The sequence below is a fragment of the Massilia norwichensis genome, from assembly GCF_024753245.1.
Classification (GTDB): domain Bacteria; phylum Pseudomonadota; class Gammaproteobacteria; order Burkholderiales; family Burkholderiaceae_D; genus Telluria; species Telluria norwichensis.
Window position 1 is genome coordinate 184,865 of record NZ_JANUGX010000002.1, and the last position, 19,066, is coordinate 203,930.

Annotated in this window: 19 protein-coding genes; 2 read left to right on the forward strand and 17 right to left on the reverse strand. The window is 64.6% G+C overall.

Annotation, left to right across the window (positions count from 1 at the left end; translation table 11 throughout):
• Positions 1-64: 64 nt before the first annotated feature.
• The 5 genes from nudB to fabG form a co-directional block, all read right to left on the reverse strand.
• Entirely contained in the window at positions 65-523 is a 459-nt protein-coding gene (gene nudB / locus NX782_RS02565) for a dihydroneopterin triphosphate diphosphatase (protein WP_258843929.1), read from the reverse strand.
• Positions 524-674: 151 nt separating this feature from the next.
• Positions 675-2,480 (reverse strand): aspartate--tRNA ligase, encoded by a 1,806-nt coding sequence (aspS, locus tag NX782_RS02570; RefSeq protein ID WP_258843930.1) that lies wholly within the window; start codon positions 2,478-2,480, stop codon positions 675-677.
• Between the two features lie 20 nt (positions 2,481-2,500).
• A complete protein-coding gene (locus NX782_RS02575) occupies positions 2,501-3,136 on the reverse strand; it encodes a DUF502 domain-containing protein (protein WP_258843931.1) in 636 nt (211 codons plus the stop codon).
• Positions 3,137-3,154: 18 nt separating this feature from the next.
• Positions 3,155-3,466: an FmdB family zinc ribbon protein gene (locus NX782_RS02580; protein ID WP_258843932.1), complete on the reverse strand. Its 312-nt coding sequence runs from the start codon at positions 3,464-3,466 to the stop codon at positions 3,155-3,157.
• A gap of 314 nt (positions 3,467-3,780) precedes the next feature.
• A complete protein-coding gene (fabG, locus tag NX782_RS02585; protein WP_258843933.1) occupies positions 3,781-4,521 on the reverse strand; it encodes a 3-oxoacyl-ACP reductase FabG in 741 nt (246 codons plus the stop codon).
• An 82-nt stretch (positions 4,522-4,603) separates the two neighbouring features.
• On the opposite strand from fabG, the gene NX782_RS02590 reads away from it, so the two are divergent.
• Positions 4,604-5,326 carry a TetR/AcrR family transcriptional regulator gene (locus tag NX782_RS02590; protein WP_258843934.1) on the forward strand — a complete coding sequence of 241 codons (723 nt, stop codon included), beginning with the start codon at positions 4,604-4,606 and terminating at the stop codon, positions 5,324-5,326.
• Here the strand turns inward: NX782_RS02590 and NX782_RS02595 are convergent.
• From NX782_RS02595 to ubiE, 9 genes are all read right to left on the reverse strand, one after another.
• On the reverse strand, positions 5,292-6,308 hold the full coding sequence (locus NX782_RS02595; protein ID WP_258843935.1) for a branched-chain amino acid ABC transporter permease: 1,017 nt from the start codon (positions 6,306-6,308) through the stop codon (positions 5,292-5,294). The two genes, NX782_RS02590 and NX782_RS02595, sit on opposite strands and share 35 nt — an antisense overlap.
• 82 nt (positions 6,309-6,390) lie before the next feature.
• Positions 6,391-7,275, reverse strand: coding sequence for a branched-chain amino acid ABC transporter permease (locus tag NX782_RS02600; RefSeq protein WP_258843936.1), 885 nt, complete (start codon positions 7,273-7,275; stop codon positions 6,391-6,393).
• Entirely contained in the window at positions 7,275-7,979 is a 705-nt protein-coding gene (locus NX782_RS02605; RefSeq protein WP_258843937.1) for an ABC transporter ATP-binding protein, read from the reverse strand. The genes NX782_RS02600 and NX782_RS02605 overlap by 1 nt, the downstream gene beginning before the upstream one ends.
• 8 nt (positions 7,980-7,987) lie before the next feature.
• Positions 7,988-8,737, reverse strand: a complete 750-nt coding sequence (locus NX782_RS02610; protein ID WP_258843938.1) for an ABC transporter ATP-binding protein — start codon at positions 8,735-8,737, stop codon at positions 7,988-7,990.
• A 74-nt stretch (positions 8,738-8,811) separates the two neighbouring features.
• Positions 8,812-9,429, reverse strand: coding sequence for a methyltransferase domain-containing protein (locus NX782_RS02615; RefSeq protein ID WP_258843939.1), 618 nt, complete (start codon positions 9,427-9,429; stop codon positions 8,812-8,814).
• Positions 9,430-9,433: 4 nt separating this feature from the next.
• On the reverse strand, positions 9,434-10,987 hold the full coding sequence (gene ubiB / locus NX782_RS02620; RefSeq protein WP_258843940.1) for a ubiquinone biosynthesis regulatory protein kinase UbiB: 1,554 nt from the start codon (positions 10,985-10,987) through the stop codon (positions 9,434-9,436).
• Positions 10,987-11,640, reverse strand: coding sequence for a ubiquinone biosynthesis accessory factor UbiJ (locus tag NX782_RS02625; RefSeq protein WP_258843941.1), 654 nt, complete (start codon positions 11,638-11,640; stop codon positions 10,987-10,989). Before NX782_RS02625 ends, ubiB begins: the two co-directional genes overlap by 1 nt.
• Before the next feature lie 116 nt (positions 11,641-11,756).
• Positions 11,757-12,719 carry a Tim44 domain-containing protein gene (locus tag NX782_RS02630; RefSeq protein WP_258843942.1) on the reverse strand — a complete coding sequence of 321 codons (963 nt, stop codon included), beginning with the start codon at positions 12,717-12,719 and terminating at the stop codon, positions 11,757-11,759.
• Between the two features lie 10 nt (positions 12,720-12,729).
• Positions 12,730-13,464 carry a bifunctional demethylmenaquinone methyltransferase/2-methoxy-6-polyprenyl-1,4-benzoquinol methylase UbiE gene (gene ubiE, locus NX782_RS02635; RefSeq protein WP_258843943.1) on the reverse strand — a complete coding sequence of 245 codons (735 nt, stop codon included), beginning with the start codon at positions 13,462-13,464 and terminating at the stop codon, positions 12,730-12,732.
• A gap of 273 nt (positions 13,465-13,737) precedes the next feature.
• Between ubiE and NX782_RS02640 the strand changes: the two genes are divergently transcribed.
• Positions 13,738-13,944 (forward strand): cold-shock protein, encoded by a 207-nt coding sequence (locus NX782_RS02640; protein ID WP_258843944.1) that lies wholly within the window; start codon positions 13,738-13,740, stop codon positions 13,942-13,944.
• An 80-nt stretch (positions 13,945-14,024) separates the two neighbouring features.
• On the opposite strand, the gene NX782_RS02645 is transcribed toward NX782_RS02640, so the two are convergent.
• The 3 genes from NX782_RS02645 to NX782_RS02655 form a co-directional block, all read right to left on the reverse strand.
• On the reverse strand, positions 14,025-14,447 hold the full coding sequence (locus tag NX782_RS02645) for a gamma-butyrobetaine hydroxylase family protein (protein ID WP_258843945.1): 423 nt from the start codon (positions 14,445-14,447) through the stop codon (positions 14,025-14,027).
• Positions 14,448-14,570: 123 nt separating this feature from the next.
• The gene (locus tag NX782_RS02650; protein WP_258843946.1) at positions 14,571-15,008 is read right to left on the reverse strand and encodes an HIT family protein; all 438 of its coding nucleotides are present in this window, start codon (positions 15,006-15,008) and stop codon (positions 14,571-14,573) included.
• Positions 15,005-19,015 carry a DUF3683 domain-containing protein gene (locus tag NX782_RS02655; RefSeq protein ID WP_258843947.1) on the reverse strand — a complete coding sequence of 1,337 codons (4,011 nt, stop codon included), beginning with the start codon at positions 19,013-19,015 and terminating at the stop codon, positions 15,005-15,007. The genes NX782_RS02650 and NX782_RS02655 overlap by 4 nt, the downstream gene beginning before the upstream one ends.
• Between the last annotated feature and the right edge of the window lie 51 nt (positions 19,016-19,066).

The window sequence follows — 19,066 nt, forward strand, 5'->3', positions numbered from 1 at the left end:
ATGTTATGAAACATTTCAGTGCAGCATGTCGGTACGCGGCAGCGCAACGCTGCCACATCCCTCTTCAGGACTGGCGCCCAACGTGGCGCGGCAACTGCAGCACCGCTTCCGCGTTCGAACTGGAAAAGCAGCGGTCGGCCGCGGCCAGCAGCGGCAGCCATTCGTAGCGCAGGTGTTCGCGCGGCGACAGGGTGATCGGGATATCGCGCGGTACGCAGACCGAGAACACGTGTTCGGTGTTGTGGGTGACGCCCGGGGCATAGCGGTGGCGCCAGGTCTGGTAGATCTCGTAGACGTTGGACAGGTGCCAGTCGCGCAGCACGATGCGTTCGCCATCGGCACGGATGCCGGTTTCCTCGAACAGCTCGCGGGTGGCAGTCTCGAGCAGCGGCTCGTCGACGCGGTCCAGGGAACCGGTGACGGATTGCCAGAAGCCGGGCCGGTCGGCACGCTCGATCAGCAGGACCTCGAGGTCGGCGGTGTGGATGACGACGAGGACGGATTCGGGGATTTTGTGGGGCATAACGCCATTGTAGCGTTATTGATCGTCGTTCCCGCTTCCAACAACGTCGTCCCCGCGAAGGCGGGGACCCAAGTTATGCATGCGCTAACGTAACGCCTACAAACCTTGGGTCCCCGCCTGCGCGGGGACGACGGATCAAACGCCAGTGGTTTTACGCCACCTTCGGCTGCTCGTTACGCAGACGGATGTGCAGTTCCTTCAGCTGCTTCTCGTCGACTTCCGACGGCGCGTTGGTCAGCAGATCCTGTGCGCGCTGGGTCTTCGGGAAGGCGATCACGTCGCGGATCGACTCGGAGCCGGTCATCAGCGTGATCAGGCGGTCCAGGCCGAAGGCCAGGCCACCGTGCGGCGGCGCGCCGTACTGCAGGGCGTCGAGCAGGAAGCCGAACTTCAGCTGGGCTTCTTCGGCGTCGATCTTCAGCGCGCGGAACACCTTGCTCTGGACTTCTTCGCGGTGGATACGGATCGAGCCGCCGCCCAGTTCCCAGCCGTTCAGGACCATGTCGTAGGCCTTGGCGACGCAGGCGCCCGGATTGGTCTCGAGCATGTCTTCGTGGCCGTCCTTCGGTGCGGTGAACGGGTGGTGAGTGGCGTTCCAGCGGTCGCCTTCCTCGTCGTACTCGAACATCGGGAAGTCGATGACCCACAGCGGTGCCCAGCGGTCGTCGAACAGGCCGGCCTTCTTGCCGAATTCCGAGTGGCCGATCTTCACGCGCAGCGCGCCCATGGCGTCGTTGACGACCTTGGCTTTATCGGCACCGAAGAAGATCAGGTCGCCGTCTTCTGCACCGGTCAGTTCCAGGATCTGGGTGAGAACTTCGTCCGAGATGTTCTTCACGATCGGCGACTGCAGGCCATCGCGGCCCTTGGCCTTCTCGTTGACCTTGATGTAGGCCAGGCCCTTGGCGCCGTAGATGCCGACGAACTGGGTGTAGGCGTCGATTTCCGAACGCGGCATCGAACCGCCCTGCGGCACGCGCAGGCCGACCACGCGGCCGTTCGGCAGGTTGGCGGCCGAGTTGAACACCTTGAACTCGACGGTCTTCATCAGTTCGGTCAGTTCGGTGAACTGCAGCTTGACGCGCATGTCCGGCTTGTCCGAACCGTAGGAGCCCATGGCGGTGGCGAAGTCCATCACCGGGAACGGGTTCGGCAGGTCGATGCCGGCGGCGTTCTTGAAGACGACGCGCATCATGTCTTCGAACAGGTCACGGATTTCCTGCTCGGTCAGGAACGAGGTTTCGCAGTCGATCTGGGTGAATTCCGGCTGGCGGTCGGCGCGCAGGTCTTCGTCGCGGAAGCACTTGGTGATCTGGTAGTAACGGTCGAAGTTGGCGACCATCAGCAGCTGCTTGAACAGCTGCGGCGACTGCGGCAGCGCGAAGAAGTTGCCCGGGTTGACGCGCGACGGGACCAGGTAGTCGCGCGCGCCTTCCGGGGTCGACTTGGTCAGCATCGGGGTTTCGATGTCGATGAAGCCCAGGTTGTCCAGGTACTTGCGCACTTCCATCGAGACCTTGTAGCGCAGGCGCAGGTTGTGCTGCATCTGCTGGCGGCGCAGGTCGAGCACGCGGTGCGTCAGGCGGGTGGTTTCCGACAGGTTGTCGTCGTCCAGCTGGAACGGCACCGGGACCGAGGCGTTCAGCACTTCGAGGCCGGTGGTGTTGATTTCGATCTTGCCCGACTTCAGGTTGGCGTTGGCGGTGCCCTCCAGGCGGTTCACGACGGTGCCGGTGATGCGCAGGCAGTACTCGTTGCGCACGTGCTCGGCGGCCTTGAAGACTTCCGCATTGTCGGGGTGGCAGACGACCTGCACCAGGCCTTCACGGTCGCGCAGGTCGATGAAGATCACGCCACCGTGGTCGCGGCGACGGTGCACCCAGCCGCACAGGCTGACGGTTTGGCCCAGCAGCTCTTCGGTCACGAGGCCGCAGTAGTTGGTACGCATGGAGGACATAGTTTTTCGATCCAGGTTGGTTATTCGGTGCCTGCTGCCAGGCGTTTAATCTCTTGTAAATCCTTGACGGCGTCTTCGGCCGGTGCCGGCGCCACGACGCCCATCGACACGATGTACTTCAGGGCGGCGTCGACCGTCATGTCCAGTTCCACCACCCGGCTGCGTTCCATCATCAGGAAGAAGCCGGAGGTCGGATTCGGGGTGGTCGGCACGTACACGCTCACGTAGTCGCCCACCAGGTGATTCTTCACGTCGCCGCCCGGCACGCCGGTCAGGAAGGCGATCGTGTACGAGTTCTCGTGCGGGTACGGGATCAGCACGGCCTTGCGAAAGGCGTTGCCCGAGGACGAGAACAGGGTGTCGGACACCTGCTTGACGCTGCCGTAGATCGAGTTCACGACCGGAATGCGGTTCAGCAGGCGTTCCCACAGGCGCACGAACCATTTGCCGACCAGGTTATTGGTCAGCACGCCGGTCAGGAACACGATCGCCAGCGTGATGATCGCACCCAGGCCGGGGATGTAGGTGCGCGGTTGCCACTCGCTGGGGACCAGCACCAGCGACTGGTCCAGCGTGCTGATCACGAAGTTCAGCACCCAGGCGGTAATCGCCAGGGGGACCAGAACCAGCGCGCCGGTGATGAAATATTTACGCATTCGGTGTCCGCAAAGGGGTCAGGTGCTGCTGTCGCCCGGCGTCGAGGCCGGTGCCGGCGCTGGCGCGGCACTGGCGGTGCTGTCGCCGCCGGCGCTGCTGCTTGCGCCGCTGTCGGTCGACGGCGCCGTGCCGGTCGCCGGGGCATTGCCACCGCGGAAGTCAGTCACGTACCAGCCGGTACCCTTGAGCTGGAAACCGGCAGCCGTGACCTGCTTCTTGAACGATGACTTGCCGCACGACGGGCACACGGTCAGAACCGGATCCGAAATCTTTTGCAGTACATCCTTGGCAAAACCGCATTCATCGCAGCGGTAGGCGTAAATCGGCATCTGAATACTCCGCAAAAATCATCAAAACCCTGAATTATAAAGCTTTTGCGGGAGGATTTGCCCTTTGGCGCACTGCCTGGGCAGGATAGACACCCTTACAACTTGCTGCAAATAGGCAACAGTGTTGTTTTTCTTCAGCACAATGGATGTGCTGGGTTTGCCGAACATCAACATACCTGTTTAAATAGCACACCTTAGTTGCTAAGAAACAGAAGTTTGCGCGACCGGCTCCGCCGCCGCCGCTAAGCCATACAAGAACGACTTCAAATCAAGGGCCCTGCGCGGGCCCTTTTTCTTTTGGCGGCGGCCGGCGCTTACAGGGTCAGCCCGCCCGACACTTCGAGCGTGGCGCCGTTCACGTAGCTGGCATCGGCGGACAGCAGGAAGGCCACGCACGAAGCGACCTCCTCCGGCCGGCCCATGCGGCCCTGCGGCACCGCCTTGACCATCTCGTCGATCAGGTGCTGCGGGATGTCCTTGACGATGGCGGTGCCGACGAAGCCCGGACATACGGCATTGCAGCGCACGCCCTTGCGGCCCAGTTCGCGCGCCCAGGTCTTGGTCATGCCGAGCACGCCCGCCTTCGCCGCCGCATAGTTGGTCTGCCCGAAGTTGCCGCTCAGGCCGACGATCGACGAGATGTTCACGATCGCCCCGCCGCTCCCGATCAGCGCCTCCACCGCCGCGCGCCCGCAGTTGAACACGCCCTTCAGGTTGACGTCGATGACGGCGTCCCACTGGGCTTCGCTCATCTTGCGCAACTGCGCGTCGGCGACGATGCCGGCATTGTTGACCAGGCCATCCAGGCGCCCGAAGTGCGCCAGCGTGGCGTCGAGTGCCGCCTGCACGCTGGCCATGCTGGAGACGTCGACCACGCAGCCCAGCACATCGGCCTGCGCCTCCGCGCGCAGGCGCGCCACCGCGGCGTCGACCGCCTCGGCGCGCAAGTCCCATACCGCGACGCGGGCACCATCCGCCGCGCAGCGTTCGGCGATCGCCAGGCCGATACCCTGGGCGCCGCCGGTGACCACGACCACCTTGCCATGTAAATCCATGCGTATTCCTCGCTTTCCATCGATGTAATCCGGACAGGATACTCCGTTGTAGAATTGCGCGTCCCCATCAACTCCAGAGCCGATGACGCGCACCACCGAATCCAGCTCCCCTGCCGGCAATGCGCGCAAGGCCAGGTCGGTCGGCCGCCGTCCCCGGATCGAGGGCGGCAGCGAAACCTCGCCGGTCATCCTCGACGCCGCCGAAAAGCTGTTCGCCCTTCACGGCTTCCACGGCGTGACGGTGCGCGCCGTCGCCGTCGAATGCGGGGTCGATTCGGCCCTGGTCCACTATTATTTCGGCACCAAGCAGGCGCTGTTCGACGCCGTGTTCGCGCGCCGCGCAGCCACGATCAACCAGGACCGCCTGGACGCGATGCTGCGCTACGAAGAGGAATTCGGCGACAACATGACCGTCGAAGGCGTCGCCTCGGCCTTCCTGATGCCGCTGCTCGACCGGGCCCGCCACAACGACCCCGGCTGGAAGCATTATTTCGCCCTGCTCGGCCTGGTCAACAACGCGCGCGGCTGGGGCACGGACACCATGACCAGCAACTTCGACCCGGTGGTGCGCCGCTTCATCGGCCTGCTGCAGCGGGTGCTGCCGCAGGCCGCCACCGAAGACCTGTTCTACAGCTACCACTTCCTGACCGGCGCCCTGTGCCTGACCCTGAGCGATACCGGCCGCCTGGACCAGCTGTCGGAAGGCAGCGCCAGCTCCGCCGACATGGCGGCGATCGCGCCGCGGATGATTGCTTACTGTGCCGCCGGTTTCAGGGCGGTGTGCCGGCCGCGCCGGCCCGCGTAACGGTTCCGGCGTCCCCAGCGCTCTGGCGCGATGCCACGAAGGCGCCGATCTCGCCCACCACGCCGCGGCGGAACAGCAGCACGCAGGCGACGAACACCAGGCCGGTCACGATGCCCACCGATTCGCCCAGGGTCGAGAACCATTCGATGTGGGTGGCTTCGGCCAGCCAGGTGCCGAGGTCGCCGAGACGGTTTTCCAGCGAGACGATCAGGAAGGCGCCGACGATCGGCCCCACCAGCGTGCCCATGCCGCCCACCAGGGTCATCAGGATCACCAGGCCGGACATGGTCCAGTGCACGTCGGTGAGGGTTTCGAAGCTCAGCACCAGGGTCTTGGTGGCGCCCGCCAGGCCGGCCAGCGCGGCGGACAGTACGAAGGCCAGCAGCTTGTAGCGGTCGACGTCGTAGCCCAGCGAGATCGCGCGCGGCTCGTTTTCCTTGATCGCCTTGAGCACCTGGCCGAAAGGCGAGTGGATGGTGCGCACGATCAGCGCGAAGCCGCCCACGAAGATCGCCAGCACCACGTAGTACAGGGTCAGGTCGTTGGACAGGTCCAGGCCGAACAGGCTGCCGCGCGGGACGCCCTGCAGGCCATCCTCGCCGTGCGTGAACGGCGCGCGCAGCGCCGCGAAATACACCATCTGCGCCAGCGCCAGCGTGATCATCGAAAAATAGATGCCCTGGCGCCGGATCGCAAGTAGCCCCATCACCAGCCCCAGCACGCCGGCTGCCAGCACGGCGAGCAGGATCCCGAGCGGCACCGGCAAGCCCAGCGTCGTCAAGGCATAACCGGCCACGTAGCCGCCAGTGCCGAGGAAGGCCGCATGGCCGAAGGACAGCAGCCCCGTATAGCCGATCAAGAGGTTGAAGGCGCAGGCGAACAGACCGAAGCACAGGAGCTTCATCAGGAACACCGGGTAGGCGAACATGGGCGCGGCCAGCGCGATGGCCAAGGCCACCATGCATAAGATTTTCTTATTCATATATCCTCTCTTAAGTGGCCTCGAAAACCGTAGCGAGCATCGCAGGCCAACAATGCAACGCGCAGTAGGTTTGCGAGGTCTCTTACTTCTCCTTGCCGAACAGGCCGGCCGGGCGCAGCAGCAGCACGATCACCATCACCACGAACACCACGACTTCCGACCCCTCCGGATAAAACACCCGGGTCAGCCCTTCGATCACGCCCAGACCGAGGCCGGTCAGGATGGAGCCGAGGATCGAGCCCATCCCGCCGATCACCACCACCGCGAACACGACGATGATCAGGTTCGATCCCATCAGCGGCGTGACGTTGATGACGGGCGCCGCCAGCACGCCGGCCAGGCCGGCCAGCGCGACGCCGAAGCCGTAGGTCAGCATCACCATCATCGGCACGTTGACGCCGAAGGCTTCGACCAGTTTCGGGTTCTCGGTGCCGGCGCGCAGGTAGGCGCCGAGTCGCGTCTTCTCGATCACGAACCAGGTGCCGAGGCAGACCACGATCGAAGCCGCGACCACCCAGGCGCGGTAGTTCGGCAGGATCATGAAGCCCAGGTTGGTGGCGCCGGCAAGCTGTTCGGGCACGTCGAGGGTCTGGCCGGACACGCCGTAGAAGGAGCGGAACAGGCCTTCCAGCAGCAGGGTCAGGCCGAAGGTCAGCAGCAGGCCGTACAGGTGATCGAGCTTGTACAGCCAGCGCAGCATGGTGCGTTCGATCACGATGCCGAGCAGGCCCACCAACAGCGGCGCCAACACCAGCATCATCCAGTAATTCAGGCCGAACTGGGTCACGCCGATGTAGGCCAGGAAGGCGCCGACCATGTACAACGCCCCATGCGAGAAGTTGATCACGTTGAGCAGGCCGAAGATCACGGCCAGGCCCAGCGACAGCATCGCGTAGAAGGAACCGTTCACCAGGCCGAGCAGCAGTTGGCTCATCAATGCCTGCAGGGGCACGCCGAGGATCTCCATCACACCCCCAGCAGTTCGGTGAGCGCCGGCATCCTGGCTTCCAGGTCGGCCGCGGCGATGGTGTCGGCGATTTGCCCATGCTCGATCACGTAGAAGCGGTCCGCCAGCGGCGCCGCGAAGCGGAAGTTCTGCTCGACCATCACGATGGTATAGCCTTTCTCCTTGAGGGTGAGGATCATGCGCGCCAGCGCCTGCACGATGACGGGCGCCAGGCCTTCCGAGATCTCGTCCAGCAGCAGCAGGCGGGCGCCGGTGCGCAGGATGCGCGCCACCGCCAGCATCTGCTGCTCGCCGCCGGACAGGCGCGTACCCTGGCTGTGGCGGCGCTCCAGCAGGTTCGGGAACATCGCGTAGATCTCGTCGAGCGACATGCCCTTGCCTGCATCCAGCACGGGCGGCAGCAGCAGGTTTTCCTCGGTCGACAGCGAAGCGAAGATGCCGCGCTCCTCCGGGCAGTAGCCGATGCCGAGGTGGGCGATCCTGTGGGTCGGCAGGCCGATCGCCTCGACGCCGTGGATCCTGATCGAGCCGCTGCGGCGCCCGGTCAGGCCCATGACGGCGCGCAGGAGCGTGGTGCGGCCGGCGCCGTTGCGGCCCAGCAGGGCCACCACCTCGCCCGGCTGCACGCTCAGGCTGATGCCGTGCAGGACGTGCGATTCGCCATACCAGGCCTGCAGGTTGGCGATCTCGAGTGCGGCGCTCATTGCAGGGCTCATTGCGGCGCTCCCATATAGGCTTCCATCACCTGCGGGTCCTTCGAGACCTCGGCGTAGCTGCCCTCGGCCAGCACCGCGCCGCGCTGCAGCACCGAGATGCGGTCGCAGATGCCGGATACCACGCTCATGTTGTGCTCCACCATCAGGATCGTGCGCCCGCTCGACACCTTCTTGATCAGCGCCGTCACGCGGTGCACGTCCTCGTGGCCCATGCCCTGGGTCGGCTCGTCCAGCAGCATCAGCTCCGGCTCCATCGCCAGCGTCGCGGCGATCTCCAATGCGCGCTTGCGGCCGTAGGGCAGGCTGGCGGTGACCTGGTCGGCAAAACCGGCCAGGTCGACCTCTTCCAGCAGCTGCATCGCGCGGCCGTTCAACACGTCCAGCGAGCGCTCGCTGCGCCAGAAGTGGAAGCTGGTGCCGAGCGTACGCTGCAGGCCGATGCGCACGTTCTGCAGCACGGTCAGGTGCGGAAAGACCGCCGAGATCTGGAAGGAGCGGATGATGCCCATGCGCGCGATCTGCGCCGGCGCCGCCGCCGTGATGTCGCGGCCATTGAACAGGATCTGGCCGGATGTCGGGGTGAGGAATTTGGTGAGCAGGTTGAAGCAGGTGGTCTTCCCTGCCCCGTTCGGCCCGATCAGCGCGTGGATATGTCCACGCTCGATATTCAGATCGACGCCGCCGACCGCCGTAAAGCCTTTGAAGGCCTTGGTGAGCTTGCGTGTTTCGAGTATGACGTCCGCCACTCGCGCCTCCGTTTTATCACCTGCCGGTGCATTATTTTTTCAATCATACACGGCGGGATTTAACGGAACAATCATTAGCGGCGGCGCCAGATCATCCAGCGCTCCTTCTCAAGGAATACCGGGATCGAATCGGTCACCGCCTCGTCGGCGATGCAATCGAAATGCGGCGCCAGCAGCGCATCGAGCTGGGCGCGGGCGATGCCGAACGGCGGCCCCTTCGGCACATCGTCGAAGAAGAAATAGCCAGCCAGCAGGCCGCCCGGTGCCAGCAGGCGCGCCCAGCGCGCGGCCACCTCGGGCCAGCGCGCCCGCGGCAGCGCGCACAGGAAAGCCTGTTCGTAGACCAGGTCGAGCGGCCTGGATGGGACGTAATCGAAGAAGTCGGCCTGCACGATATGGCCGGCGTGCGGTCCCGCCAGCGCCTTGGCGCGCGCCACCGCGACCGGCGAAAAATCGATGGCGGTGGCGTCCCAGCCGGCATCCAGCATCAGCGCCAGTTCGTAGGCCGAGCCGCAACCCGGCAGCAAGACAGCCGGGGGCCGTCCTGCGGTCGACAAGAGCGCCGGGGCATTCGCCACGAAGGCCCGCAGCGCGGCCGACGCGCCGCCCCGGTCCCAGGGCGTGAATTGCCTGTCGAAGCGTTCGTCCCAGAACGTCGGCGTCAGCGGATCGCGGCTGGCAAAGTCCGGCATGGCGTCAGAAGCGGACGAAGTGCACCGCGGCCAGGCCGACCACCGCGACGGCCGTGACGCAGGCGAGGATGGCCAGCAGGCGGTTGGTGCGGCGCTGGTTCTCGACCAGCTTGTACATCAGGTCGCCCATGTCGAGGTCGCTGTGCGCGCGCTTGTGCAGCACCTGGTGGGCCAGGCGCGGGATCTGCGGGAAGATCTGGGCGAAGCGCGGCGCCTCGTCGCGCAGGCGCTCGACGAAGCCGCGCCAGCCCACCTGGTCGGCCATCCAGCGCTCCAGATAGGGTTTCGCGGTCTTCCACAGGTCGAGGTCCGGATCGAGCTGGCGCCCCAGGCCCTCGATGTTGAGCATGGTCTTCTGCAGCAGCACCAGCTGCGGCTGGACCTCGACGTTGAAGCGGCGCGAGGTCTGGAACAGGCGCAGCAGCACCTGGCCGAAGGAGATGTCCTTCAGCGGACGGTCGAAGATCGGTTCGCAGGTCGCGCGCACTGCGGCTTCCAGTTCGTCGACGCGGGTGTCGCGCGGCGCCCAGCCGGATTCGATGTGGGCTTCGGCCACGCGCTTGTAGTCGCGGCGGAAGAAGGCCAGGAAGTTCTGCGACAGGTAATCCTTGTCGAAATCGTTCAGGGTGCCGACGATGCCGAAGTCGAGCGCAATGTAGCGCCCGAAGGTCGCCTCCTCCACCGACACCAGGATGTTGCCGGGGTGCATATCCGCGTGGAAGAAACCGTCGCGGAAGACCTGGGTGAAGAAGATCTCGACGCCATCGCGCGACAGCTTTTTCAGGTCGACGCCGGCTGCGACCAGGCGGTCGGTCTGCGAGATCGGGATGCCGTTCATGCGCTCCATCACGATCACGCTGCTGGAGCAGTAATCCCAGTACATCTCCGGGACCATCAGCAGGGTCGAGTTGGCGAAGTTGCGGCGCAGCTGGCTGGCCTGGGCCGCTTCGCGCATCAGGTCGAGCTCGTCGTGCAGGTACTTGTCGAATTCGGCGACGACTTCGCGCGGCTTCAGGCGGCGGCTGTCCGGCCACACCTTTTCGATCAGGCCGGCCGCCATCTGCATCAGGGCCAGGTCTTCGTCGATGGTCGATTTCATCCCCGGACGCAGCACCTTGACCGCGACTTCCTTGCCGTTCTTGAGGGTGGCGAAGTGGACCTGGGCGATCGAGGCCGACGCCACCGGCGTGCGCTCGAAAGTAGCGAACAGCTGCTCCGGCGGGGCGCCGAGCGAGCGCGTGATCTGGGCGATGGCGAGGTCGGAATCGAAAGGCGGCACGCGGTCCTGCAGCAGCGACAGCTCGGCCACGATATCCGGCGGCATCAGGTCGGGGCGGGTCGACAGCACCTGGCCGAACTTCACGAAGATCGGTCCCAGCTCTTCCAGCGCCAGGCGCAGGCGGATCGCGCGCGGCGACGTGATGCGGCGCCAGAAGAACATGGTGTTAATGAAGCGGGCGGTGCGCGGCACTTGCAGGCCGGACATCGCGATCTCGTCGAGACCGTATTTCGTGAAAACCGTGAAGATCTTCAGCAGGCGCAGGAATTTCAGAATCATCAGCTATCCGATTGTGGGTCGTGCGGCAGTCGCGGCACAGGGGTGGCGCTGCGCTGGGCCAGCCGCTGTTCCAGTTTCTGCTCCAGTTTGGCGATGCGCTTGGCGGTACGCTCGACGTCGTCGCGCAGGCGGTTCACGTCGTCCGCGAAGGCATCGACGGCCTCCGGGCGGATCAGGACGCGGCGCTCCTCGAGCAGGAATTCGGCGACGTTCTCGGCAAGGCGGCGCCCGGCACCGGTCGCGTGCGACACCGCCGCGCGCGCGCCGCCGACCAGGCGGGTGGCGGCGATGGGGCCGAGAAAGCGTTCCAGATCATGCTCGGCATCCCAGCGCAGGCCTTTCGACAGTTGCGAGATGGTGTTGGCGAATTCGGCATCGCCCTCGATGCGCACATAGGAAAAGGCGCGGTCGCGGTTCTGCAGGATCAGCGGCAGGTCGCCCGGCTTGACGTGAATGGTCACGTCCGGCACGTCATCGGCACCGGCCGCTTCCAGCATGCCGTCTTTCGCCACGCGCATGCACAGGCGCAGGTGGCCCATGTCGATGCAGGCGACCTTGCCGGCGCGGCGCATCAGGGTATCGCGCGCCCAGGCTTCCTGGGCCAGCAGGTGGTTGATGGTCGCTACGCTGAGAAAAGAAGGAGTTGATGACATGGAGGCTTGCGTTCAAAAAAAAACCGCCCTGCGTTGGGCGGTTCGATCTTACCAGTTCGCCGGGGCACAAACCCGGCGGCACGGATCGTTATGACAAAAATATTGTCAAAAATATCTTACGTGATCTGCTGGATGCCCGCCAGGACCCAGCCACCGTTGCCGTTCAGCGGCTTCGCCAGGTTCCACACCTCGACGTAGGGCTCGGCCAGCGCGCCCGGGGCGTTGCGGATCATGCCGTTGAACTGCACGCTCGCCAGGTAGTCGCGCTCGGTGGTTTCGATGCCCAGCAGTTGGGCGTCGATCGAGACGACTTCGGTGTAATCCTGCTGGCCGCCGCGCTCCTGGATCTGCATCTGCAGCTCGGCAAACACTTCCGGCGAGGTGAACTCGCGCAGGTCGGCCGTATCGCCGCGGTCCCAGGCTGCCTGCATGCGGATGAACGAGGCTTTCGCATGGCGCAGGAAGGCCTCGGTGTCGAAGCCGGCCGGCACGCCCCATTGCTGGTGCGCGGTCTGCTTGTTCAGCGACACGTTCGAGGTCGGCTGGTTGTAGCCGCCGGCATAGTTGCTGGCGGTCTCAGGCTGCCAGCCCTGGTTCAGACCCGAGCCGATTTCCGGCGTGCCGGTCGCCGGCGCAGGCGTCGGATTGAAACCCGAGAACTGCGTATTCGACGGCGTGGCTTTGCGGCGGAACATGCGCACGATGAACACCACGGCGAGCACCAGCAGCAGGATCATCAGGATCGAGGACAAGGCGCTGGCCATGGCGCCGCCGATGCCGAGGTGCGAGAACAGCGCGCCCAGGCCCAGGCCCAGCAGCGCGCCGCCCAGGACGCCCTTCCACATGCTCGGACGACGCTGCGGCACTTGTGCAGGCGCGGCCGGTGCCGGTGCCTGGCGCTGGTAGCCCGGCTGCTGGGACGGTGCCGGCGCGGGGGCCGGCGCCGGCGCGCGCATCTGGCGCACCGACTGCGACTGGCGGCCGAAGGAACGGCCGCCGCCCACCGGACGCGCGAACGCTTCGGCGACGAAGGACAGTGCGGTCACCGCGATCATCGTGCTGGCCAAGAATTTCTTCATCGTGGACACCTCAAAGTTTGATGCCGGTGTGCAGTGCAGCCACACCAGCCGTCAGGTTGTAGTACTGCACGCGTTCCAGGCCCACCGTTTCCATCATGGATTTCAGCGTTTCCTGGTCCGGGTGCATGCGGATCGATTCCGCCAGGTAGCGGTAGCTCTCGGCATCGTTGGCGATGCGCTGGCCCAGCCACGGCAGCACCGAGAACGAATAGATGTCGTACGGCTTCTGCAGCGGCGCGGCCACTTTCGAGAACTCCAGCACCAGCAACTTGCCGCCGGGCTTGAGCACGCGGCGCATTTCCGCCAGCGCCTGGTCCTTGTGCGTCATGTTGCGCAGGCCGAAGGCCACGCTGACCCGGTCGAAGTAGTTGTCCGGGAAGGGCAACTTTTCCGCGTCACACAGCAAGGTGGGGGTCACTAGACCTTTATTCAATAGACGGTCGCGGCCAACGCGCAGCATCGATTCGTTGATGTCGGTGAGCCAGACCTCGCCGCTCGGCCCGGCCTGCTTGGCGAAGGCCTTGGCCAGATCGCCGGTGCCGCCGGCGATGTCGAGCACCTTGAAGCCGGGGCGCACGCCCGCCTGGGCGATCGTGAAGGTCTTCCAGATGCGGTGCAGGCCGCCGGACATCAGGTCGTTCATCACGTCGTACTTCGACGCAACCGAGTGGAAAACCTTGGCGACCTCGTGGACCTTGTCGTCCTCGGAAACGGTCTTGTAGCCGAAATGGGTGGTGTTGGTCATATCGTTTGCCAGTTTGATCTTGTCGCATTATACAAGGCTCATCCTGGGCACAGGCGCGGGGCTTGCCGGACCGGCAAGCGGGTCGGCAGCACGCGCGGCCCATACTGCTGAGCTGTTGTCGCGGAAATAACAACACTAAAAAAAATTTCAATTCAATCGTGCAGCACTTTCCCTAAATTTTGCTTATAGTGATTCAGCTTTGTTCAGTTCGCCACGGCGGAGACCTGGGGACGTGGCAAAGTTTTGGATAATTCCTTTTAAGAGAGAAAAGACATGGCGACTGGCACTGTGAAATGGTTTAACGACTCCAAGGGCTTCGGCTTCATCAAACCGGATGATGGCGGCGACGATCTGTTCGCGCACTTCTCGGCAATCAACACGGCCGGCTTCAAGTCCCTGGCGGAAAACCAGCGCGTCAGCTTCGATATCACCACCGGCCCGAAGGGCAAGCAAGCTGCAAATATCCAGCCGCAGGCGTAATTGCCGACCAGCCGGTTTAACCGGCATAAAAAAAGCGCCGAGCGGTTTCGCCGGCGCTTTTTTCGTTTTATGTGCTGCTTTTAATGCTTGTGGCCGCAGCCGCTGATCGCTTTGATTGGGGTACCCGGCAGCACCGTGCGCGATTCGCGGCCGACGTCGCCCACGAAACCGGCGGCGTGCAGGCGCTGCATGTAGTCCTGCCACAGGGTTTCCTGTTCGCTGCCCAGCTTGTACAGGTAATCCCAGGTAAAGATGCCGGACTCGTGGCCGTCGGTGAACAGCGGCTTGATCGCGTAATTGCCGACCGGCTCGACGCCGTTGATGCCGACTTCGCGCTTGCCGACCTGCAGTACTTCCTGGCCCGGACCGTGGCCCATCACTTCGGCCGAGGGCGAGTAGACGCGCATCAGCTCGAAGGGGATGGAGAAGGCGGCGCCGTCGTCGAAGGCGATTTCCAGCACTTTGGATTGCTGGCGGATGGTGAGGCTGGTTGGGATGCGCATGGTGTCGATAAATGGTGACCGATGATAAACCGTCATTCCCGCGCAGGCGGGAATCCATACGTCGCGTTCACATAGGCGCAGCATGGGTTCCCGCTTTCGCGGGAACGACGAAGTGGGATCATTTTACTGCTTCGCGAACTTCCGCTCGATCGCCTGCTTCAATTGCGGCATCAGGGCGCGCCGCTGTTCCAGCACATCCGCAGGCGTTTCACGCACCGCCTGGGCCCACACCGGCGCCGGGAAATGCGCGTCGTCGGCGTAGCGCGGAATCACGTGCCAGTGCAGGTGCGGCACCACGTTGCCCAGGCTCGCCACATTCACCTTCAGCGGCTGCATCGCCTCGCGCACCGCCTGCTCGAGCTTGAACACGGCTTCGTTCAACAGCAGCCGGTCGGCATCAAGCAGGTCGCTCATCTCGCGCACGTGCCCGTTCCACACCACGCGGGCGAAGCCGGGATAGTTGGGCTCCTCTGCCAGGATCACGGAAAACTTCTCGTTCGCGACCACTTTCGCAGAAGCCGCCAGTTCGCACAGCTCGCAGCCCATCACCCTGGACGTCATACCAGCACCCTTTCGATACCGCCGTTGTTGGCATTCGCCACGTAGTTCGGCAGCCAGTTCTCGCCCAGCAGATGCCGCGCGATCTCGACCACGATGTAGTCGGCAGTCGTGCCGGCGTCGTCGTTGTAGCGCGACAGGCCCTGCAGGCAGGATGGGCAGCTGGTCAGGATCTTGACGTCGCCCTTGAAGCCGTCGGCGCGCAGTTTATCCGCGCCCTTCTCCATCTCTTCTTCCTTCCGGAAGCGGACCTGGGTCGCGATGTCCGGACGGGACACGGCGAAGGTGCCCGACTCGCCGCAGCAGCGGTCGTTCTTCTCGATCTTGACGTTGTCCGCGGTCTGCACCAGCGCGTTCACGGTCTTCATCGAGTCCTGCAGCTTCATCGGCGTGTGGCAGGGGTCGTGGTACATGTAGCGGGTACCGGTCACGCCTTCCAGCTTGACGCCCTTCTCGAGCAGGTACTCGTGGATGTCCATGATGCGGCAGCCCGGGAAGATCTTCTCGAATTCATAGGTCGCCAACTGGTCGTAGCAGGTGCCGCAGGAAACCAGCACCGTCTTGATGTCGAGGTAGTTCAGCGTGTTCGCCATGCGGTGGAACAGCACGCGGTTATCGGTCATCATCTTGTCGGCCTTGTCGTACTGGCCGGCGCCGCGCTGCGGATAGCCGCAGCACAGATAGCCCGGCGGCAGCACGGTCTGCACGCCGACTTCCCACAGCATCGCCTGGGTGGCCAGGCCGACCTGCGAGAACAGGCGCTCGGAGCCGCAGCCGGGGAAGTAGAACACCGCTTCCGTATCCGCATTGGTCCGCTTCGGATTGCGGATGATCGGGATGACCTTGTCGTCCTCGATGTCCAGCAGGGCGCGCGCGGTCTTCTTCGGCAGGTTGCCCGGCATCTTCTTGTTCACGAAGTGGATCACCTGCTCGCGGATCGGCGCCTTGCCGGTGGTCGGCGGCGGTGCCTTGGTCTGCTCTTTCGCCACCGCCTTCAGCACGCTCGCGCCCAGGCGCTGCGCCTTGTAGCCCAGATCGACCATCGCCTTGCGGGTAGCGTTGATGGTGGTCGGGTCGGTCGCGTTCAGGAAGAACATGGCGGCGCGGTTGGCCGGCTTGAAGCTGCGCTTGTCCATCTTGCGCAGCAGGTTACGCATGTTCATCGAGACGTCGCCGAAGTCGATGTTGACCGGGCACGGCGTCACGCATTTGTGGCACACGGTGCAGTGGTCGGACACGTCCTCGAATTCTTCCCAGTGCCGGATCGAGACGCCGCGGCGGGTTTGCTCTTCGTACAGGAAGGCCTCGATCAGCGCGGAGGTCGCGAGGATCTTGTCGCGCGGCGAGTACAGCAAATTCGATTGCGGCACGTGGGTCGTGCAGACCGGCTTGCACTTCCCGCAGCGCAGGCAGTCCTTGATGCTGTTGGCGATGGCGCCGATATCGCTCTGCTGCATGATCAGCGATTCGTGGCCCATCAGGCCGAAGGACGGCGTGTAGGCGTTGGTCAGATCGGCCGCCACCGCGCTCGTGTTGAGCAGCTTGCCCTTGTTGAAGCGGCCTTCCGGGTCGACGCGCTGCTTGTAGTCGCGGAACTCGGCGATCTCTTCGTCGGTCAGGAACTCGAGCTTGGTGATGCCGATGCCGTGCTCGCCCGAGATCACGCCGTCCAGCGAACGGGCCAGCTTCATGATGCGCTCGACCGCTTTATGCGCATCCTGCAGCATCGCGTAATCGTCGGAGTTGACCGGCAGGTTGGTGTGGACGTTGCCATCGCCGGCGTGCATGTGCAGCGCCACGAAGACGCGCGAACGCAGCACGCGCTGGTGGATGGCGGTGGCTTCGTCCAGGATCGGTTTGTAAGCCGCGCCGTTGAAGATCTGGCGCAGCGGCGCGCGGATGTCGTTCTTCCACGAGACGCGCACGGTGTGGTCCTGCACCACGTCGAACAGACGCGCCTGCGGCTGCGCGTTCAGGCGGCGCTCGAAGTTCTCGTAGAAACCATCCAGCCCGAATTCGGCCAGCTTCGGCAGCGCGTCCTTCAGCGGCTGGTCGAGGTTCGCCAGCAGCCAGCCCCAGCGTGCGGCGGTCTTCGCCAGCAATTCGTCGGCCTGCTGCGGACGGTCGCCGAGGATCTCTTCCTTCGAGACGCCCTCGCCGGTGGCATCGTCCGCCTTCATCACTTCCAGCGTGCCGGACGTGATCCAGGCATGCAGTTCCTCGACCAGCTGCAGCTTGTTCTTGATCGACAGCTCGATGTTGATGCGCTCGATGCCGTCGGTGTACTCGCCCATGCGGTTCAGGGGAATGACGACGTCTTCGTTGATCTTGAAGGCGTTGGTGTGGCGCGCGATGGCCGCGGTGCGTGCGCGGTCCAGCCAGAACTTCTTGCGCGCTTCGGCGCTGACGGCGATGAAGCCTTCGCCGACGCGGGTATTCGCCAGCCGCACCACTTCCGACGCGGCCTGCGCGACGGCGTTCTCGTCGTCGCCGACGATGTCGCCGAACAGCGCCATCTTCGGCAGCGTGCCGCGCTTCGATTTGGTCGCATAGCCGACCGCGCGCAGGTAGCGCTCGTCCAGGTGCTCCAGGCCCGCCAGGCGCAGGCTGGCGAACTCCGGCTTGCCGTTCTTCGGCAGGCTATCGAGATAGTCTTTGATCTCGACGATCGACGGAATCGCATCGCGCGCCTGGCCGAAGAATTCCAGCGCCACGGTGCGCGTGAACTTCGGCATCTTGTGCAGGATCCAGCGGCTGGAGGTGATCAGGCCATCGGTCCCCTCCTTCTGGATGCCCGGCAGGCCGGCCAGGAATTTGTCGGTCACGTCCTTGCCCAGGCCCTCCTTGCGGAAGCGGCGGCCTTCGATGCTGAGCATCTCGGTGCGGAAAGGCGTGCCCTTGGGTGCGCCCTTCTCCGATGGGTGCGTCCACTCCAGCTTGAAGGTCGCGACAGGGGCGTCGTGGATCTTGCCGAGGTTGTGGTCGACGCGGGTCACGTCCAGCCAGTCGCCGTTCGGGTCGACCATGCGCCAGGAAGCGAGGTTGTCGAGCGCCGTCCCCCACAGCACGGCCTTCTTGCCGCCCGCGTTCATGGCGATGTTCCCGCCGATGCAGGAAGCGTGGGCCGAGGTCGGGTCCACCGCGAACACGAAGCCGGCCTTTTCGGCGGCCTGCGAGACGCGCTGCGTGACCACGCCGGCGCCGGTGTAGATGGTCGCGTAATCGCGGTCCACGCCCGGCAGGCGGCTCATCTCGACTTCGCCGAGGGCGATCAGTTTTTCGGTGTTGATCACGGCCGACATCGGCGTCAGCGGAATCGCGCCGCCGGTGTAGCCGGTACCGCCGCCGCGCGGGATGATGGTCAACCCGAGCTCGATGCAGCCCTTCACCAGGCCGGCCATCTCGTCCTCGCTGTCCGGCAGCAGCACCAGGAAGGGGTATTCGACGCGCCAGTCGGTGGCGTCGGTCACGTGCGAGGTGCGGTGCATGCCGTCGAAGCGGATGTTGCGCTTGTCGGTGTAGCGGCCCAGCACGGCCTTGGCGCGCTTGCGCAGGTCGTACATCTCGCGGAACTCGCGGCCGAAATCGTCGACCGCCTTGCGCGCCGCTTCGAGCAGCTGTTCGACCGCCTGGCTGCGCGCGGCGCTGGTGGCGGCGTCGAGGTTGTCGCCGGCGTCCACCGTCAGGCGGCGCTTGTCGACTTCGGCCAGGCGGTGATGCAGGGCCTCGATCAGCTTGGCGCGCCGCTTCGGGTTGTCCAGCATGTCGTCCTGCAGGTAGGGATTGCGGCGCACCACCCAGATGTCGCCCAGCACCTCGTACAGCATGCGCGCCGAACGGCCGGTCTGGCGTGCACCGCGCAATTCGTCGAGCAGGCGCCACGAGGATTCGCCCAGCAGCCGGATCACGATTTCGCGATCGGAGAACGAGGTGTAGTTATAGGGGATCTCGCGCAGGCGGGCGGGCGCGTTCTCTTCGAGCAGGGCGTGGATATTGGCAGGTGCGTTCATGGGCTATCGGAGGCTGACGAACTGACGCGTAGTGGACAGTCATTCTAGCTT

Excerpts from the sequence above, each read along its gene's own strand:
- NX782_RS02590 (WP_258843934.1), top strand. The coding sequence starts at position 4,604 with ATGACGCGCACCACCGAATCCAGCTCCCCTGCCGGCAATGCGCGCAAG.
- NX782_RS02580 (WP_258843932.1), bottom strand. The coding sequence starts at position 3,466 with ATGCCGATTTACGCCTACCGCTGCGATGAATGCGGTTTTGCCAAGGAT.
- ubiB (WP_258843940.1), bottom strand. The coding sequence starts at position 10,987 with ATGATTCTGAAATTCCTGCGCCTGCTGAAGATCTTCACGGTTTTCACG.
- nudB (WP_258843929.1), bottom strand. The coding sequence starts at position 523 with ATGCCCCACAAAATCCCCGAATCCGTCCTCGTCGTCATCCACACCGCC.
- NX782_RS02630 (WP_258843942.1), bottom strand. The coding sequence starts at position 12,719 with ATGAAGAAATTCTTGGCCAGCACGATGATCGCGGTGACCGCACTGTCC.
- NX782_RS02640 (WP_258843944.1), top strand. The coding sequence starts at position 13,738 with ATGGCGACTGGCACTGTGAAATGGTTTAACGACTCCAAGGGCTTCGGC.
- NX782_RS02605 (WP_258843937.1), bottom strand. The coding sequence starts at position 7,979 with ATGAGCGCCGCACTCGAGATCGCCAACCTGCAGGCCTGGTATGGCGAA.
- NX782_RS02600 (WP_258843936.1), bottom strand. The coding sequence starts at position 7,275 with ATGGAGATCCTCGGCGTGCCCCTGCAGGCATTGATGAGCCAACTGCTG.
- fabG (WP_258843933.1), bottom strand. The coding sequence starts at position 4,521 with ATGGATTTACATGGCAAGGTGGTCGTGGTCACCGGCGGCGCCCAGGGT.
- NX782_RS02650 (WP_258843946.1), bottom strand. The coding sequence starts at position 15,008 with ATGACGTCCAGGGTGATGGGCTGCGAGCTGTGCGAACTGGCGGCTTCT.
- NX782_RS02625 (WP_258843941.1), bottom strand. The coding sequence starts at position 11,640 with ATGTCATCAACTCCTTCTTTTCTCAGCGTAGCGACCATCAACCACCTG.
- NX782_RS02575 (WP_258843931.1), bottom strand. The coding sequence starts at position 3,136 with ATGCGTAAATATTTCATCACCGGCGCGCTGGTTCTGGTCCCCCTGGCG.
- aspS (WP_258843930.1), bottom strand. The coding sequence starts at position 2,480 with ATGTCCTCCATGCGTACCAACTACTGCGGCCTCGTGACCGAAGAGCTG.
- NX782_RS02595 (WP_258843935.1), bottom strand. The coding sequence starts at position 6,308 with ATGAATAAGAAAATCTTATGCATGGTGGCCTTGGCCATCGCGCTGGCC.
- ubiE (WP_258843943.1), bottom strand. The coding sequence starts at position 13,464 with ATGACCAACACCACCCATTTCGGCTACAAGACCGTTTCCGAGGACGAC.
- NX782_RS02655 (WP_258843947.1), bottom strand. The coding sequence starts at position 19,015 with ATGAACGCACCTGCCAATATCCACGCCCTGCTCGAAGAGAACGCGCCC.
- NX782_RS02615 (WP_258843939.1), bottom strand. The coding sequence starts at position 9,429 with ATGCCGGACTTTGCCAGCCGCGATCCGCTGACGCCGACGTTCTGGGAC.
- NX782_RS02645 (WP_258843945.1), bottom strand. The coding sequence starts at position 14,447 with ATGCGCATCCCAACCAGCCTCACCATCCGCCAGCAATCCAAAGTGCTG.